Below are 17197 nucleotides of genomic sequence, written 5' to 3' on the forward strand. Positions count from 1 at the left end.
CTGCGTCCGGGCCCGGGTCGCCCTAGGCTCCCGACCATGACGCGCGTCCTGGTGCTCAACGGTCCGAACCTCGGGCGCCTGGGCGTGCGCGAGCCCGAGGTCTACGGCTCGACCACGCACGACGAGCTCGCGTCGGCGGTCGAGAAGTGGGCCGCCGACCTGGGGCTCGACGCGCAGGTGCGGCAGACCGACGACGAGTCGGCGCTGGTCGGCTGGCTGCACGAGGCCGTGGACGCGCGGGCGCACGTCGCCCTGAACCCGGCGGCCTTCACGCACTACTCCTACGCGCTGCGGGACGCGGCGGCCCAGATCACGCACGCGGGACTGGTGCTGGTCGAGGTGCACCTGTCCAACCCGTACGCCCGTGAGGCGTTCCGGCACGTGTCCGTCATCGGTCCGATCGCGACGGGCACGATCGCGGGGTTCGGCGTGGAGGGCTACCGGCTGGCGCTGGAGGCGATCGCCTCCCGCCTGTGAGGGGGCATCCCGCCTGCACGGGTACGATGGTAGGCGGTCTGCGGCCGTCGACGCCGCGCACGCCCTTCGCCAGCGCCTGAGAGCGCCGGACGGGGCCGCGCCTCGGGCGGACCACCCAGAAGCTCACTCGACAGGAAGCGACGATCGTGGCGACCACCAACGACCTCAAGAACGGCACCGTGCTGAAGATCGACGGCCAGCTGTGGACCGTGATCGAGTTCCAGCACGTCAAGCCCGGCAAGGGTGGCGCGTTCGTCCGCACCAAGCTGAAGAACGTCCTGTCCGGCAAGGTCGTCGACCGGACGTTCAACGCCGGCCTGAAGGTCGAGACGGCGAACGTCGACAAGCGCGACATGCAGTACCTGTACAAGGACGGCACGGACTTCGTGTTCATGGACACGGACAACTACGACCAGATCCACGTCTCGGAGACCACGGTCGGCGACGTCGCCCACTTCCTCCTGGAGAACCAGAACGCGATGGTCGCCACCAACGAGGGCGTGCCGCTCTACGTCGAGCTGCCCCCGTCGGTGATCCTCGAGGTGACCTACACCGAGCCGGGCCTCCAGGGCGACCGCTCGTCCGCCGGCACCAAGCCCGCGACGCTGGAGACGGGCTACGAGATCCAGGTGCCGCTGTTCCTCGAGGCCAACACGAAGGTCAAGGTGGACACCCGCGACGGGAGCTACCTCGGCCGCGTGAACGACTGAGGTGGGCGCTCGCTCCAAGGCCCGCAAGCGGGCCCTCGACGTCCTCTTCGAGGCGGACCAGCGCGGGATCGACCCCGCCGTCCTGCTGGCCGACCGCATCGCCCAGCCCGGCACCGAGACGTCGTTGCCCCAGTACTCCGTCGACCTGGTCGAGGGTGTGATCGCGGAGCAGGACCGCATCGACGAGCTGCTGGCGACGCACGCGCACGGCTGGACCATCGACCGCATGCCCGCCGTGGACCGGGCGCTGCTGCGCCTGGGCACCTGGGAGGTCCTCTTCAACGAGGACGTGCCGGACGCCGTGGCGGTGGACGAGGCGGTCGAGCTCGCCCGGTCGCTGTCCACGGACGAGTCCCCGCAGTTCGTCAACGGTCTGCTGGGCCGGATCGTGGACCTGAAGCCGACCCTTCTGGCCTGACGCCTGGACGACGCCCGCGCACCGCTGTCGGTGCGCGGGCGTCGTTGCGTCCGGAGACGGGCGAAAGGTCGCGTTGACCGGGTCGGCGGCCGTCCGGGTGATCGTCGGCGGCCGTCGGCGAGCGAACCCGCAGGTGCGGGCCGGAAGTTCACGAGCACGCGCGCTTGCAAGTTGCAGCAACTTGTTGCGCAGGTGCCGCGGCGTCCCTAGCGTCAGCACGCGACAGCCCGACGACGGGTCGTCGCCCGCCGACCCACCTGGAGCGCCCGATGCACCGTCGCATCCGTCACCTCGCCCTCGTCGCCACCGTGCTGCCCCTGGCCGCCTGCTCGGCGGACGCCGCGCAGGACCCGTGGCAGCTCGACCCGGTCATCACCGTGTGGGCCGACGAGTCGCGCGCCGCGGCGCTGGAGACACTGGGCCAGCAGTACACCGCCGCGACCGGGATCGCCGTCGAGGTCGTCGGCCGGGACAACGAGACGATCCGTGACGACTTCGCCCGCGCCGCGGAGAGGAGCGACGGCCCGGACGTCCTCGTCGGTGCGCACGACTGGCTGGGCGCGCTCGTCGTCGCCGGCAGCGTCCTGGCGATCGACCTCCCCGACCCCGCCGCGTTCGTGCCGGTCGCGGTCGAGGCCATGGCGTACGACAACGTCACCTACGGCGTCCCCCTGTCCACCGAGAACGTGGCGCTCGTGCGCAACGACGCGCTGGCCTCCACGACGCCCGCCGCGTTCGACGAGCTCGTCGCGCAGGGCGAGGCGCTGGTGCGGGAGGGTGCCGCCGACTACCCGGTGCTGGTGCAGCAGACCGAGGCGTCGAGCGACCCGTACCACCTCTACCCGCTGCAGACCTCGTTCGGTGCGCCGGTCTTCGCCACCCACGAGGACGGCTCGTACTCCGACGAGCTGGCCCTCGGAGGAGACGCCGGGCACGCGTGGGCGGACTACCTCGCGTCGCTGGGGGAGCGCGGCGTGCTGAGCCCGGCGATCACCGCGGACGTGGCCAGGGCGGCGTTCCTGGCGGGCCGGTCGCCGTACATCGTGACGGGACCGTGGAGCACGGGGGAGTTCCTGGACGCCGGCCTGCGGATCAGCGTGCTGCCGGTCCCCGCGGCGGGGCCGCTGCCGTCCCAGCCGTTTGTCGGCGTTCAGGGCGCGTTCGTCAACAGCGGGAGCCTGCGCCCGACGGAGTCCGTCGACTTCGTGACCCGCTTCCTGACCACCCCGGAGGCGCAGGTGGCGCTCTACCAGGACAGCGGGCGCGCACCCGCTCTGCGCGCGGCGGTCGAGCAGATCACCGACGACGCGGTGGTGCGCGGGTTCTCCGCCGCCGGGGCCGACGGTGCGCCGATGCCGTCCATCCCGCAGATGGCCGCCGTCTGGACGTACTGGGGAGGCGCGGAGCACCTCGTGATCGCCCGGGACGGCGACCCGCACCTGCTCTGGGACGACCTGGTGTCCAGCATCTCGGGTGCCATCGCCTCGGGGGCGGTCGGCGAGTAGCCGTCAGCCGCGCCGCCGCACCGTCGCCAGCCGCGAGCCGTCGCGGCTAGCGTTCGGCGTGGGCACCCCGATCGCCCGCAGGGAGCGGGAGCGCTCGGGCACGATCGCGGTCGCCCCGGTGGCCGGCCGCGGTCCGCGGACGGGGAGGTTCGGTGCCGCCCGACCGAGGAAGTTGCCCTGCACGCGCGTGACGCCCATGTCGGCGAGCGCGGTGAGCTGGTGCGGTGTCTCGACGCCCTCGGCGACGACGGCCAGGCCGTGGGTGCTCGCCAGCGCCACGATCGCGCGCACGACCCCGCGGCCGCGCTCGGTGCCCATGTCCCGCACGAACGACCTGTCGATCTTCAGCTCGTCGACGGGGAGGCGGGCGATGCGGGCCAGCGAGCTGTACCCCGTGCCGAAGTCGTCGACGGCGATCCGGGCGCCCCGGGCCCGCAGCTCGGAGAGCACCGGCACGGCCGACGACGTCTGCACCAGCGCGCTCTCGGTGATCTCGAGGGTCAGGTGCTCCCAGAAGGCGTCGCCCCAGGCCGTCTCGATCTGCTCGAGCGCGTCCGGCTCCGCCAGCTGCCGCGCGGCGATGTTCACCGAGACGGGCATCTGGAAGCGCTCGAGGGCGCGCCGGCCCTGCCGGAGGATCTCGAGCCCGATCGGCACGATGAGGCCGGACTCCTCGGCCAGCTCCAGCCAGTCGGCGGGGAGGATGAGGTTGCCGTGGTGGTCCCACCGCGCGAGCGCCTCGACCTGGACGATCTCCAGGGTCTCGGCGTCGACGATCGGCTGGAAGTACGCGGTGAAGTGACCCTCGGCGACGGCGGCCTCGAGCGCCGCCCGCTGGTGCCGCTCCGCCTCGACGCGGCGCCGGAGCGCCCGGTCGAAGACGCGGAACCCGGACCGCGACCGCTTGGCCTCGAGCATCGCCGTGTCCGCGTGCCGGACCAGCGCATCCGCGTCGACGACGTCGCCCGGCAGCCAGGTGGCCACGCCGACCGTGAGGCGCGCGGGGCGGCTGCCTCCGTTGCGGTCGATGAAGCCTTCCCGGATCGAGCGCGCGATGACGACCAGGTCGACGTCCTGGGGAGCGCGAGCGAGCACGATGACGAACTCGTCGCCGCCGACCCGTCCGACGTAGGAGTCGTACTCCGCGAGCGCGTTGCGCAGGTACTCCGCGACCCGCACCAGGAGCGCGTCGCCGTGCGCGTGGCCGAACGAGTCGTTGACGCGCTTGAACCCGTCGAGGTCGCAGTAGATGAGCGACACGCGCGTGCGCTCGACGTTCGCCCGCTCGAGCATCGCCAGCAGGTGCTCCTCGACGGCCCGCCGGTTCGGCAGGCGCGTGAGGGGGTCGGCGAACGCGGTGACGTGCAGGCGTTCGCCCAGCTGGTAGCGCTCGGCAGCGGCGGAGACGATCTGGGCGAGGTCGATGAGGAACGTCCGGGCCTGCGGCGGGTGCTCGACCTTCTCCGACGAGAACAGCTCGGTGACGAAGCGGTCCCGCGCGATCGGCCGCAGGGAACCCTCGATGCTGGGGTCGCTCAGGATCGTGCGGGCCTCGTCCCGTGCCGTGAGCAGCAGGGCGTCGGCGTCCTTGATGAACCAGGCCGAGTTGGCCAGACGGGCCAGGGCGTCGCGCATCTGGTTCTGCCGGGCCGCGTCGTCCTGCGCGTCACGGAGCCGCTTGAGCGCGAGCACCTCGATGCCGACGGCCAGCGGGATGGCCCACAGCGCACCGAACATGGCACCCGAGGCGTGGTCGTGGACGACGACGCTCGCGGTGAACAGCGCGAGGGACTCGGCGCCGGCGACCACGAGCAGCGAGCCGAGCCTGGTCAGGCTGGTGCGGCCGACGGCGACGACCACGTACGACACGACCACGGCCGTCGGCACGAGCAGCAGCGCCGCGGCGAGGACCTCGGCGTCGGCGATGTACCGGTCGAGAGGGACCCACCACAGGACGGCCCGGGTGACGAACAGCGCGACCGCCGCCCAGAGCCAGTAGCGGATCCTGGGTCCGCCCGCGATCGCCCGCGTCACGGGGATCGCCATGACCACGAAGGCCGCCACCAGCTGCGCGTGGACGAAGACGAGGACGTCGCGCACCGAGCCGGGCGTCGTCAGCGCGTACAGCCCACCGCCGAGCAGGATGAGCGACATCACCAGCGACCAGGCGAGCGACCACGCGGCGCTGGCGGGCCGGACCTCGCCGCGCCACCACACCCACTGGAGCGCGCAGAAGCCGGCGACCAGACCTGCAGCGAGCAGCTGCAGCACGGTGACCCACGCGGGAACGGTTCCGAGCACGAAGGAGGAATCGTCACCTGCCCACCGCGGGATGACGTGGCATCCGGGTGACGGGGACAACCGTGCTGGCATCATGCAGCGGTGACCTCGACCTCCGTCCCCGTCGTGCTGCCGCGGCGCACCGTCGTCGGCTACGCGCTGGGTTCCGTCGGCACCGGCGGGTTCGGGACCCTGCCCGGCCTGGTGCTCGCGTACTACCTGACGGACACGCTCGGGGTGGCTGCCGGTCTCGCGAGCCTGGTCGTGACGGTGCCGAAGATCTGGGACGTCGTGATCGACCCCCTGATCGGCGCGCGGTCCGACGTCTCCGCGGCACGGCACGGGAGCCGGCGCCGGTTCCTGCTCGCGGGCGCCCTCTGCCTCCCGTTGCTGTTCGCGGCGCTCTTCGCCACGCCGAGGGCACTGAGCGGCCCGGCCGCGGCCGCGTGGGTGGTCGTCGCGTTCGTCGCCGCGGCGACCGCGTTCAGCGTGTTCCAGGTGCCGTACATAGCGCTCCCGGCCGAGATCGCGCCCGACTACGACTCCCGGACCCGGCTGCTCGCGCCCCGGATCGCGGTGCTCGCCGTCGCGATCCTCGCGTTCGGTGCGGGCGGTCCGCTCGTGCGCGACGCAGCGGGCGGCGGTCGCGCGGGCTATGCCGTGATGGGACTGGTCGGCGGGCTCGTCATCGGGTTGGGGATGCTCGCGGCCTGGTGGGGTGCACCCCGCCGAGCGGGCATCGCCGTGGCCGCGGCCGCGCCGCCCGTCGCGCCCCGCCCGGAGCGCCGCGGTGACGCGCTCCGGCTCGGGGTCGCGACGCTGCGCGAGCTGCCCGCGTTCCGCCGCCTGCTGTCGACCTTCGTGCTCCAGGCGCTCGCCACCGGAGCGATGCTCGCCGGTGCGCAGTACGTCGCCACCTACGCGCTCGGCTCCGAGGGGGCGGTGACGTTCCTGTTCGCCGCGCTCGTCGCTCCCGCGCTGCTGGTGATGCCGCTGGCGACCCGGCTGAGCCGCCGGATCGGCAAGCGGAGGGCGCTCGCCGGCGCGACGACGCTCTTCGCGGTCGCCGCCCTCTCGCTGCTGCCCATGCGCTGGGCGCCGGGCGGCTGGGTCTACGTCTCCGTCGCGCTGGCGGGTCTCGCGTACGCGGGGATGCAGCTGTACCCGCTGGCGATGCTGCCGGACGTGGCCTCGGTGGACGCCCGCGAGCGCGGGGTCGACCGCGCCGGCGTCCTCAGTGGGGTCTGGACGGCGGGGGAGACCGCCGGGCTCGCCCTGGGGCCGACGCTCGTGCTCGGCATGCTCGCCGTCACGGGCTTCGTGTCCCGTACCGGTGACGCGGTCGTCGACCAGCCCGCGTCCGCACTGACCGGGATCGTCGTGGCCTTCTCCGTGCTGCCCGCTGCCCTCGCGTTCCTGAGCCTGCTGCCGCTGGCGCGCTACCCGCTGTCGGAGGCTGTCGTCGACGCGTCCGTCATCCCCTCGAAGGAGACCCGCTCATGAGCACCGGACGCCCGGCCGACGACGTCCTGGCCGACCTCGCCGCGCTGCGGGCCGCCGACCCTCCGACGCACGGCGGGCGCGTGCTGTCCTACGTGTACGACCCCGGTCGTCCCGACCTGGACGAGGTCGCCGCGCAGGCGGTCCGCCTGTTCCTGCCCGTGAACGGGCTCGACCCGACGACGTTCACGTCGGTCGCGGCGCTCGAGCGGCGGATCGTCGCGTTCGCGCGCGACGTGCTGCACGGCGACGAGGGGACCGTCGGGTCCGTCACGTCCGGCGGCACCGAGTCGTGCATGCTCGCGGTGAAGTCCGCCCGCGACCTGTGGCGCGCGGCGGAGCCCGAGCGTGCGCACGCGCGGCCCACGCTCGTCCTGCCGACCACCGCGCACCCGGCGTTCCACAAGGCCGCGCACTACCTGGACCTCGACGTCGTCCCCGTGCCGGTGGACCCGGCGACGGGCACGCCGTCGGCCGCCGACGTGCTTGCCGCGGTCGACGGGCGGACGGCCCTCGTCGTCGTCAGTGCGCCGAGCTACCCGTTCGGCGCCATCGACCCGGTCGCCGAGGTCGCTGCGGGCGCGGCCGCGCGAGGTGTCGCGTGCCACGTGGACGCGTGCGTCGGCGGCTGGGTCCTGCCCTGGTGGGGCGGCGTCGACCAGCCGTGGGACCTCGCCGTGCCCGGTGTCACGTCGATCTCGGCGGACCTGCACAAGTTCGGCTACGCGCCCAAGGGTGCGTCGGTGGTGCTGTACCGGGAGCGCGGCAGGCACCACGCCCAGTACTTCGCGACGACGGCCTGGCCCGGGTACCCCGTGGTCAACCCGACGATGCTGGGCTCGCGCGGTGCCGGCTCGATGGCCGCCGCGTGGGCGGTCCTGCAGGTGCTGGGGACGGACGGGTTGGCGGACCTCGTCGGCGTCACGCGGACGGCCACCGACCGCCTGGTCGAGGTGGCCGCCGCCATCCCCGGGCTGCGCGTCGTCGGAGCTCCCACCGGTCCGCTGGTCGCCCTCGCCGCCGACGGCTCCGCGGCCGAGCAGGTCGACCCGTTCACGCTCGTCGACGCCGTCCGGCGCCGGGGGTTCCTGCTCCAGGCGCAGCCGGCCATGGTCCAGGCGGACGGCTCGGTCCTGCCGCGAACCGCCCACCTGACCGTGACCGCCGTGACGCACCGCGTCGTCGAGGAGCTTGTGCAGGCTCTGGTCGCGGCTGCCGACGAGGTGCGTGGCCGGCCGGCCGCCGTGCCGGACGCCTCGCTCGCCGGGCGCGTGCTGACCGAGGGGCTGCCCGACGAGCTCGCGGGGGTCATGGCCACGCTCGAGGCGTTGCCGGGCGAGGTCGTGCACCCCCTCCTGGTCGCGGTGCTGGCGGCGGCGATCGACCCGTCGCAGGAGTGAGGCTCCGGGCACGCTAGAGTGCTCGGCGAGACATTCCTTTAAGACCCGTCCTGTGAGGCGGGGAAGGAGCCTGCGTCACATGAGCAGTGGCACGCCCGCGCCCGGATCTGCACCCGCACCCGACAGCGTCGACGACGACGCCAACGTGGTCCTCGGCGCCCCGGAGATCAACCGGGCCCTGACCCGCATCGCGCACGAGATCCTCGAGCGCAACAAGGGCGGCTCCGACGTCGTCCTGCTGGGCATCCCCACCCGTGGCCTGCCGCTCGCCCGCCGGCTGGCGGAGCGCCTCGTCGCCGTCGAGCCCGGTCTGGACCCGGCCCTGCTGGTGGGCAGCCTCGACGTGACGATGTACCGCGACGACCTCGCGCACCACCCGACCCGGACCATCGGCGCCACGGACATCCCCGGCGGCGGCCTGGACGGCAAGGTGGTCGTGCTGGTGGACGACGTCCTCTACTCGGGCCGCACCATCCGTGCCGCCCTCGACGCGATCAGCGACCTCGGCCGCCCGCGCGCGGTGCAGCTGGCGGCCCTGGTGGACCGCGGCCACCGCGAGCTGCCGATCCGCGCCGACTACGTCGGCAAGAACCTGCCCACCTCGACCAGCGAGCGGGTGCGGGTGCTGGTCGCGGAGTGCGACGGTCGCGACGCCGTCCTCATCGAGGGAGGCGCGCGATGAAGCACCTGCTGTCCACCGCCGACCTCGACGTCGCCGACGCCGTCCGCATCCTCGACACGGCCGGGTCGATGGCCGCCACGCAGGGGCGCGAGATCAAGAAGCTCCCCACGCTGCGGGGTCGCACGGTGGTCAACCTCTTCTTCGAGGACTCCACCCGCACGCGCATCTCGTTCGAGACGGCCGCGAAGCGCCTGTCCGCGGACGTCATCAACTTCTCCGCCAAGGGCTCCAGCGTCTCCAAGGGGGAGTCGCTCAAGGACACCGCGCTCACCCTGCAGGCGATGGGCGCGGACGCCGTCGTGATCCGGCACCACGCGTCCGGGGCGCCGCACACGCTCGCGACGTCGGGCTGGACGGACGGTGCGGTCATCAACGCGGGCGACGGGATGCACCAGCACCCCACGCAGGCGCTGCTCGACGCGTACACGCTGCGCCGGCACCTGGCGGGCCCCGGCGACGTGACCGGACGCGACCTGGCCGGCCTGCGGGTCGCCATCGTCGGTGACGTGCTGCACAGCCGCGTCGCGCGGTCGAACGTGCACCTCCTGCACACCCTCGGCGCCGAGGTCGTCCTGGTCGCGCCGCCGACGCTGCTCCCCGTCGGGGTCGGCGCCTGGCCGGCCCGTGTCTCGTACCACCTGGACGAGGTCCTGGCCGACGAGAAGCCGGACGCGATCATGATGCTGCGCGTCCAGCGCGAGCGGATGTCGAGCGCGGGCGGCGGGTTCTTCCCCAGCCCGCTGGAGTACACCCGTCGCTACGGGCTCGATGCGCGCCGCCTGGCCCTGCTTCCCGAGCACGCGATCGTGCTGCACCCCGGCCCGATGAACCGCGGCCTGGAGATCTCCGCCGACGCGGCGGACTCCACGCGTGCCGTCATCGTCGAGCAGGTGGCCAACGGCGTGGCGGTCCGCATGGCCGTCCTGTACCTGCTGCTCGCGGGCGGCGACGCCCCCGCTCGAGCAGCTGCCACGACCGACGAGACGAAGGTGGACGCGTGACGAAGAACTACCTGCTGCGGGACGTCAGCCCGCTGGGCGAGGGCACGACCGACGTGCTCCTCGCCGGCGGCGTGATCGCAGCGATCGGGGCCGACGCCGAGCCGCAGGCCGGTGCGGACGCGGTCATCATCAACGGCAGCGGTCTGATCCTGCTGCCCGGGCTGGTCGACCTGCACACGCACCTGCGCGAGCCGGGCCGGGAGGACGCCGAGACCGTCCGCTCGGGTACCCGTGCCGCGGCGATGGGCGGGTTCACCGCGGTGCACGCGATGGCCAACACGACACCCACCCAGGACACGGCGGGCGTCGTGGAGCAGGTCTGGCGCCTCGGTCGCGACGCCGGCTGGGTCGACGTGCGCCCCGTCGGCGCGGTCACCGTCGGCCTGGAGGGCGAGCGGCTCGCCGAGCTCGGCGCCATGGCCGAGTCCGCCGCCCAGGTGCGCGTGTTCTCCGACGACGGCCGGTGCGTCCACGACCCGGTGGTGATGCGGCGCGCGCTGGAGTACGTCAAGGCGTTCGACGGCGTCATCGCCCAGCACGCCCAGGAGCCCCGGCTCACCGAGGGCGCCCAGATGCACGAGGGCGTCGTCTCCGCCGAGCTCGGGCTGGCCGGCTGGCCCGCGGTCGCCGAGGAGGCGATCATCGCCCGGGACGTGCTGCTCGCCGAGCACGTCGGCTCGCGCCTGCACGTCTGCCACCTGTCGACGGCCGGGTCCGTCGAGATCATCCGCTGGGCCAAGTCGCGGGGCATCGACGTCACGGCCGAGGTCACGCCGCACCACCTGATCCTCACCGACGAGCTGGCCCGTGGGTACGACCCGGTGTTCAAGGTGAACCCGCCCCTGCGCACGCAGCGCGACGTCGAGGCGGTCCGCGAGGGCTTGGCCGACGGCACGATCGACATCGTCGCCACCGACCACGCGCCGCACACGCGCGAGGACAAGGACTGCGAGTGGGGCGCCGCGGCGTTCGGCATGACCGGGCTCGAGACGGCGCTCTCGGTGGTGCAGGAGACGATGGTCGACACCGGTCGCATGACCTGGGCCGACGTCGCGCGGGTGCTCTCGACCACCCCCGCGCGCATCGGCCGCGTCACCGACCACGGCCGCCCCATCGCGGTGGGGGAGCCTGCCAACGTGACCCTCGTCGACCCGGGCATCCGCCGGGTCGTCGTGCCGGAGGAGCAGGCCACGCACAGCGTCAACTCGCCGTTCCGGGGACGCGAGCTGTCGGGCTGCGTCATCGCGACCTGGTTGCGCGGCCGCGCGACCGTCATGGACGGGTCGGCGTGCGACGAGAGCGTGGTGGTCAGCTCGTGACCCGCCAGGCGCTCTCGACGGTCGTCCTGCTCCTGGTGGTCCTGGTCGTGTTCTGGGGGATGCGCGCCGGCTGGCGTGCACGGACCCGACGGTCCTCGGCGCTGGTCACCTCGCTGCCGGAGGCGCCGTCCGACCTCGGGGCGGCCCGCCTCGGGCCGGTCGACGCCACGTACGTGTCGACCACCCGGGCGGGGGACTGGCTCGACCGCGTCACCGCGCAGGGCCTGGGCGTGCGCAGCCCCGCACAGGTCGCCGTGTTCGACGCCGGCGTCCGGATCAGCCGCCAGGGCGCCACCGACCTCTTCGTGCCCGCCGCGGCGCTGCGCGCGGCGGCCGGTGCACCCGGCATGGCGGGCAAGGTCGTCGGGGGAGAGGGTCTCGTCGTGCTCACCTGGCAGGCCGACCCGGCCGACTCACGCGGCCTCGACACGGGGCTCCGCCCGAAGCACGCCGCCGACCGCGAGCGGCTCCTCGCCGCACTCGAGACGTTGACCCCGGGCCAGGCGCCCGCGCAGGAGGGAAGCTGATGACTGACGCCGTGCTGATGCTGGAGGACGGCCGGACCTTCCGGGGCCGCGCCTACGGTGCCGAAGGGTCCACGCTGGGCGAGATCGTCTTCAACACCGGCATGACCGGGTACCAGGAGACGCTCACCGACCCGTCGTACCACCGGCAGATCGTCGTGATGACCGCGCCGCACATCGGCAACACGGGGGTCAACGACGAGGACGACGAGTCGACCCGGATCTGGGTCGCGGGCTACGTGGTCCGCGACCCCGCACGGCGGGCGTCCAACTGGCGTTCGCTGCGCACGCTCGACGACGACCTGGTCGCCCAGGACGTCGTGGGGATCAGCGACGTCGACACCCGCGCGCTCACCCGCCACCTGCGTGAGCGCGGCGTGATGCGCGCCGGCATCTTCTCGGGTGCCGCCCTGCTCGACGAGAACGGTGAGCGGCGTCCCGACGACGAGCTCCTCGACGACGTGCTGGCGGCACCGGCGATGGCCGGCGCCGACCTGGCGGGCGAGGTGTCCACCGACTCCGCGTACGTCGTCGAGCCCGTCGGCGAGCACGTCGCCACGGTCGCTGCGGTCGACCTCGGCATCAAGTCCATGACGCCGCAGCGCCTGGCGGAGCGCGGCGTCCGGGTCCACGTCCTGCCGTCGCACGCGACCATCGACGACGTCCTCGCGACCGCACCGGACGGCGTGTTCTTCTCCAACGGCCCCGGCGACCCGTCGGCGGCGACGCACGAGATCGAGCTGCTCCGCGACGTGCTGGACCGCAGGATCCCGTTCTTCGGCATCTGCTACGGCAACCAGCTGCTCGGCCGGGCGCTCGGCTACGGCACCTACAAGCTGGGCTACGGCCACCGCGGCGTGAACCAGCCGGTCATGGACCGTGCCACGGGCAAGGTCGAGATCACCGCGCACAACCACGGCTTCGCGGTGGACGCGCCCCTCGACGGGGAGTCCGTCGCACCGCACGACGGCGGCCGGTACGGCCGGGTCGTCGTCAGCCACGTCGACCTCAACGACGACGTGGTGGAGGGCCTGCGGGCGCTCGACCTGCCGGCGTTCTCGGTCCAGTACCACCCGGAGGCCGCGGCCGGCCCGCACGATGCCGCCTACCTCTTCGACCGCTTCGTCGACCTGATGGCCGATCCCACGAACCAGAAGAAGGGTGACGCCTGATGCCTCGGCGCACAGACATCAACAGCGTCCTGGTCATCGGGTCCGGCCCGATCGTCATCGGCCAGGCCTGCGAGTTCGACTACTCGGGGACGCAGGCGTGCCGCGTGCTCAAGGAGGAGGGCCTGCGGGTCATCTTGGTCAACTCCAACCCGGCCACGATCATGACGGACCCGGAGTTCGCCGACGCCACCTACGTCGAGCCGATCACCACGGAGATCCTCACGACGATCATCGCCAAGGAGCGCCCCGACGCGATCCTGCCCACCCTGGGCGGCCAGACGGCGCTCAACGCGGCGATCGCGCTCGACGAGGCCGGCGTGCTGGAGAAGTTCGACGTCGAGCTCATCGGCGCCAACATCGCCTCCATCCAGAAGGGCGAGGACCGCGAGCAGTTCAAGGAGGTCGTGGAGGTCTGCGGCGCCGAGAGCGCCCGCTCCGCCATCGTGCACACGATCGAGGACGCCCTCGCCGCCGTGGACGACCTCGGGTACCCGGTCGTCGTCCGCCCGTCCTTCACGATGGGCGGTCTCGGCTCCGGCATCGCCTACGACGAGCAGGACCTGCGCCGCATCGCCGGCCAGGGCCTGCACTACTCGCCGACCACCGAGGTGCTCCTGGAGGAGTCGATCCTCGGCTGGAAGGAGTACGAGCTCGAGCTCATGCGGGACAAGCACGACAACGTCGTGGTCGTCTGCTCGATCGAGAACGTCGACCCCGTCGGCGTGCACACGGGCGACTCGGTGACGGTCGCGCCGGCGCTGACCCTGACCGACCGCGAGTACCAGCGGCTGCGCGACATCGGCATCGCGGTCATCCGCGAGGTCGGGGTCGACACGGGCGGCTGCAACATCCAGTTCGCCATCGAGCCGTCCACCGGCCGCATCGTCGTCATCGAGATGAACCCGCGCGTGTCGCGCTCGTCGGCGCTGGCGTCGAAGGCGACGGGCTTCCCGATCGCCAAGATCGCCGCCAAGCTCGCCGTCGGCTACACGCTGGACGAGATCCCCAACGACATCACGGGTGGCTCCACGCCCGCCTCGTTCGAGCCCACGCTCGACTACGTCGTCGTCAAGGTCCCGCGGTTCGCGTTCGAGAAGTTCCCGGCCGCGGACGACACCCTGACCACCACCATGAAGTCGGTCGGCGAGGCCATGGCCCTGGGCCGCAACTTCAGCGAGGCGCTCGGCAAGGCCATGCGCTCGATCGACAAGAAGGACTCGGTCTTCCACTGGGCCGGCGACGCGCTGACGGGCGACGCGCTCGACGCGCTCGTCGCGACGATCTCCCGGCCGACCGAGCACCGCCTGGTCGACGTGCAGCAGGTGCTCCGCTCCGGGGTGTCGCTGGAGAAGGTCTACGAGCTCACGGGCATCGACCCCTGGTTCCTCGACCAGATCCAGCTGATCAACGAGGTGGCGGAGCAGACCCGCACCGCCGGCGCGCTGACCCGTGAGGTGCTGCTCCACGCGAAGCGGCACGGCCTGTCGGACGCACAGGTCGCGACGCTGCGGCGCACGTCGGAGGACGCCGTCCGTCGCGTCCGGCACGCGGTCGGGCTGCGGCCGGTGTTCAAGACCGTGGACACCTGCGCGGCGGAGTTCGCCGCCAGCACGCCGTACCACTACTCGTCCTACGACGAGGAGACGGAGGTCGCCCCGCGCACGCGGCCCGCGATCCTCATCCTCGGCTCCGGGCCCAACCGGATCGGCCAGGGCATCGAGTTCGACTACTCGTGCGTGCACGCCGCACTGGCGCTCAAGGGCGAGTACGAGACCGTGATGGTCAACTGCAACCCCGAGACGGTCTCGACCGACTACGACACGTCCGACCGCCTGTACTTCGAGCCCCTCACGTTCGAGGACGTGCTCGAGGTGTACCACGCGGAGCTGGCCGCGGGGCCGGTCGAGGGCCTCATCGTCACGCTCGGCGGGCAGACGCCGCTGTCGCTCGCGCAGCGGCTCGCCGACGCCGGCCTGCCGATCCTGGGGACGTCGCCGTCGGCCATCGACGCCGCCGAAGACCGCGGCGAGTTCGGCAAGGTCCTCGAGGCCGCCGGGCTGCCGGCCCCGGCCTTCGGGACCGCGACGACGCAGGCCGGGGCGCGCGACACGGCGCGCCGGATCGGCTTCCCCGTCCTGGTGCGCCCGAGCTACGTGCTGGGCGGACGCGGCATGGAGATCGTCTACGACGAGCCCCAGCTCAACGAGTACGTCCAGCGCGCGCTCGACAACGCCGCCGACGGTGGGCGCGCGGGGACCCTGCCGCCCCTGCTGATCGACCGCTTCCTCGACGACGCCATCGAGATCGACGTCGACGCGCTGTTCGACGGGACCGAGCTGTTCCTCGGCGGGGTCATGGAGCACATCGAGGAGGCCGGCATCCACTCCGGCGACTCGGCCTGCACCCTGCCCCCGGTGACGCTGTCGGCGTCGGAGCTCGAGCGGATCCGGCTGTCCACCGAGGCCATCGCCCGCGGTGTCGGCGTGCACGGGCTCCTCAACATCCAGTTCGCGCTCGTCTCCGACGTCCTCTACGTGCTCGAGGCCAACCCCCGCGCGTCGCGCACGGTGCCGTTCGTCTCCAAGGCGACGGGCGTCTCCCTGGCGAAGGCGGCGGCGCTGGTCATGGCCGGCCGGTCCATCGCGGACCTGCGGGCCCTGGGCATCCTCCCGGTCGACGACGCGAGTGTGCTCGACCTCGACTCGCCCATCGCGGTGAAGGAGGCGGTGCTGCCGTTCAAGCGGTTCCGCACCAAGGAGGGCGTGGTCGTCGACACCGTGCTCGGGCCGGAGATGCGCTCGACCGGCGAGGTCATGGGCTTCGACGTCGACTTCCCGACCGCGTTCGCCAAGTCTCAGGACGCCGCGTTCGGTGGCCTCCCCACGGGCGGGCGTGCCTTCATCTCGGTGGCGGACCGCGACAAGCGCTCGATCGTCTTCCCGGTCAAGCGCCTGGCCGAGCTGGGCTTCGAGATCCTCGCGACCGAGGGCACGGCGGCCGTCCTGCACCGGAGCGGCATCTCGTCGACCGTCGTGCGCAAGTACTCGTCGGGACGCGGCGAGTCGGGGGAGCCGACGATCGTCGACCTCATCACCGCGGGAGAGGTCGACATCGTCGTGAACACCCCGTCGGGACAGGGCGCGCGCGCCGACGGCTACGAGATCCGCGCGGCGAGCACCGCGGCGGACAAGGCCATGGTGACCACCGTGCAGCAGCTCGGCGCGGCGGTGCAGGCCATCGAGGCGCGGCAGGCGGGGCCGTTCCGCGTCACCAGCCTCCAGGAGCACGACGCCGCCGCCCTGGTGCGGCGGCAGGCGCGCGCGGCGGCCCGCGCATGATCGTGCCGTTCGGGGCGCGCCTCGCCGCCGCCATGGACGCCTCCGGGCCGCTCTGCGTCGGGATCGACCCGCACCAGAGCCTCCTCGAGGCGTGGGGGCTCCCGGACGACGCGTCCGGGGTCCGCTCGTTCGCCCTGCGCGTCCTGGAGGCGGTCGGTGGGCGGGTGGCGGCGGTCAAGCCGCAGGCCGCCTTCTTCGAGCGCCACGGCTCCGCGGGGGTCGCGGTCCTCGAGGAGGTCGTCGCGGCGGGCCGCGACACGGGGACGCTCGTGATCGTCGACGCCAAGCGCGGCGACATCGGCTCCACGATGGGTGCGTACGCGGACGCGTTCCTGCGCGACGGCTCCCCGCTCGCCGGCGACGCGCTGACCATCTCGCCGTACCTGGGGTTCGGCTCGCTCGACCCTGCGATCGACCTGGCGCTGTCCTCGGGACGCGGTCTGTTCGTGCTGTGCCTCACCTCCAACAAGGAGGGCCACGAGGTCCAGCACGCGCGGACGGACGACGGTGTGACGGTCGCCGCCCGTGTCGCGGCACGCGCGGGTGCGCTGAACGAGGGCGTCGAGCCGCTCGGCTCGATCGGTCTGGTCGTCGGCGCCACCATCGGCGACGCGGCGCGTCGCACCGGCGTGGACCTCGCGGCGGTCAACGGTCCGCTGCTGGCGCCCGGCGTGGGCGCCCAGGGCGGGGGAGCGCGCGAGCTGGCGCAGGTCTTCGGCGCCGCACGCCGGCAGGTGCTCGCCTCCTCGTCGCGCGGCGTGCTCGCCGCCGGACCGGACGTCGCGTCGCTGCGGGCCGCCGCCCGACGGGCCTCGGACGAGGCGGCCGCGGCCCTGTCCTGAGCTCGTGTCACGGTGTCGCTGCAGGTCCG

14 protein-coding genes are annotated in these 17197 nt (G+C 73.1%); 13 read left to right on the top strand and 1 reads right to left on the bottom strand.

Features of this window, described 5'->3' with window-relative positions; translation table 11 throughout:
* Positions 1 to 36: 36 nt before the first annotated feature.
* The 4 genes from aroQ (at position 37) to CXY01_RS02510 (ending at position 3110) form a co-directional block, all read left to right on the top strand.
* A complete protein-coding gene (gene aroQ / locus CXY01_RS02495) occupies positions 37 to 477 on the top strand; it encodes a type II 3-dehydroquinate dehydratase (RefSeq protein ID WP_146925456.1) in 441 nt (146 codons plus the stop codon).
* Positions 478 to 623: 146 nt separating this feature from the next.
* Positions 624 to 1187: an elongation factor P gene (efp, locus tag CXY01_RS02500; RefSeq protein WP_146925457.1), complete on the top strand. Its 564-nt coding sequence runs from the start codon at positions 624 to 626 to the stop codon at positions 1185 to 1187.
* 1 nt (position 1188) lies between these two features.
* Entirely contained in the window at positions 1189 to 1605 is a 417-nt protein-coding gene (gene nusB / locus CXY01_RS02505) for a transcription antitermination factor NusB (protein WP_146925458.1), read from the top strand.
* 269 nt (positions 1606 to 1874) lie between these two features.
* Positions 1875 to 3110: a sugar ABC transporter substrate-binding protein gene (locus CXY01_RS02510; RefSeq protein WP_146925459.1), complete on the top strand. Its 1236-nt coding sequence runs from the start codon at positions 1875 to 1877 to the stop codon at positions 3108 to 3110.
* Between the two features lie 3 nt (positions 3111 to 3113).
* On the opposite strand, the gene CXY01_RS02515 is transcribed toward CXY01_RS02510, so the two are convergent.
* Entirely contained in the window at positions 3114 to 5411 is a 2298-nt protein-coding gene (locus tag CXY01_RS02515) for a putative bifunctional diguanylate cyclase/phosphodiesterase (RefSeq protein WP_246124953.1), read from the bottom strand.
* 81 nt (positions 5412 to 5492) lie between these two features.
* Here CXY01_RS02515 and CXY01_RS02520 point away from each other — a divergent pair, with 81 nt between their 5' ends.
* The 9 genes from CXY01_RS02520 (at position 5493) to pyrF (ending at position 17168) form a co-directional block, all read left to right on the top strand.
* Positions 5493 to 6893 carry an MFS transporter gene (locus CXY01_RS02520; protein ID WP_186813267.1) on the top strand — a complete coding sequence of 467 codons (1401 nt, stop codon included), beginning with the start codon at positions 5493 to 5495 and terminating at the stop codon, positions 6891 to 6893.
* A complete protein-coding gene (locus tag CXY01_RS02525) occupies positions 6890 to 8290 on the top strand; it encodes a pyridoxal phosphate-dependent decarboxylase family protein (protein WP_146925460.1) in 1401 nt (466 codons plus the stop codon). Before CXY01_RS02520 ends, CXY01_RS02525 begins: the two co-directional genes overlap by 4 nt.
* A 79-nt stretch (positions 8291 to 8369) precedes the next feature.
* Positions 8370 to 8972: a bifunctional pyr operon transcriptional regulator/uracil phosphoribosyltransferase PyrR gene (gene pyrR / locus CXY01_RS02530; protein WP_146925461.1), complete on the top strand. Its 603-nt coding sequence runs from the start codon at positions 8370 to 8372 to the stop codon at positions 8970 to 8972.
* Positions 8969 to 9973, top strand: a complete 1005-nt coding sequence (locus CXY01_RS02535) for an aspartate carbamoyltransferase catalytic subunit (protein WP_146925462.1) — start codon at positions 8969 to 8971, stop codon at positions 9971 to 9973. Before pyrR ends, CXY01_RS02535 begins: the two co-directional genes overlap by 4 nt.
* The gene (locus CXY01_RS02540; RefSeq protein WP_146925463.1) at positions 9970 to 11292 is read left to right on the top strand and encodes a dihydroorotase; all 1323 of its coding nucleotides are present in this window, start codon (positions 9970 to 9972) and stop codon (positions 11290 to 11292) included. Before CXY01_RS02535 ends, CXY01_RS02540 begins: the two co-directional genes overlap by 4 nt.
* On the top strand, positions 11289 to 11819 hold the full coding sequence (locus CXY01_RS02545; RefSeq protein ID WP_222594469.1) for a PH-like domain-containing protein: 531 nt from the start codon (positions 11289 to 11291) through the stop codon (positions 11817 to 11819). Before CXY01_RS02540 ends, CXY01_RS02545 begins: the two co-directional genes overlap by 4 nt.
* Entirely contained in the window at positions 11819 to 12988 is a 1170-nt protein-coding gene (carA, locus tag CXY01_RS02550) for a glutamine-hydrolyzing carbamoyl-phosphate synthase small subunit (RefSeq protein WP_146925464.1), read from the top strand. The genes CXY01_RS02545 and carA overlap by 1 nt, the downstream gene beginning before the upstream one ends.
* Entirely contained in the window at positions 12988 to 16326 is a 3339-nt protein-coding gene (carB, locus tag CXY01_RS02555; protein WP_146925465.1) for a carbamoyl-phosphate synthase large subunit, read from the top strand. The genes carA and carB overlap by 1 nt, the downstream gene beginning before the upstream one ends.
* Complete coding sequence (pyrF, locus tag CXY01_RS02560) at positions 16323 to 17168, top strand: orotidine-5'-phosphate decarboxylase (RefSeq protein ID WP_146925466.1); 846 nt, start codon at positions 16323 to 16325, stop codon at positions 17166 to 17168. The genes carB and pyrF overlap by 4 nt, the downstream gene beginning before the upstream one ends.
* Positions 17169 to 17197 lie beyond the last annotated feature (29 nt).

It is taken from the genome of Cellulomonas xylanilytica (assembly GCF_007989805.1).
GTDB classification, from domain to species: Bacteria; Actinomycetota; Actinomycetes; order Actinomycetales; family Cellulomonadaceae; genus Cellulomonas; species Cellulomonas xylanilytica.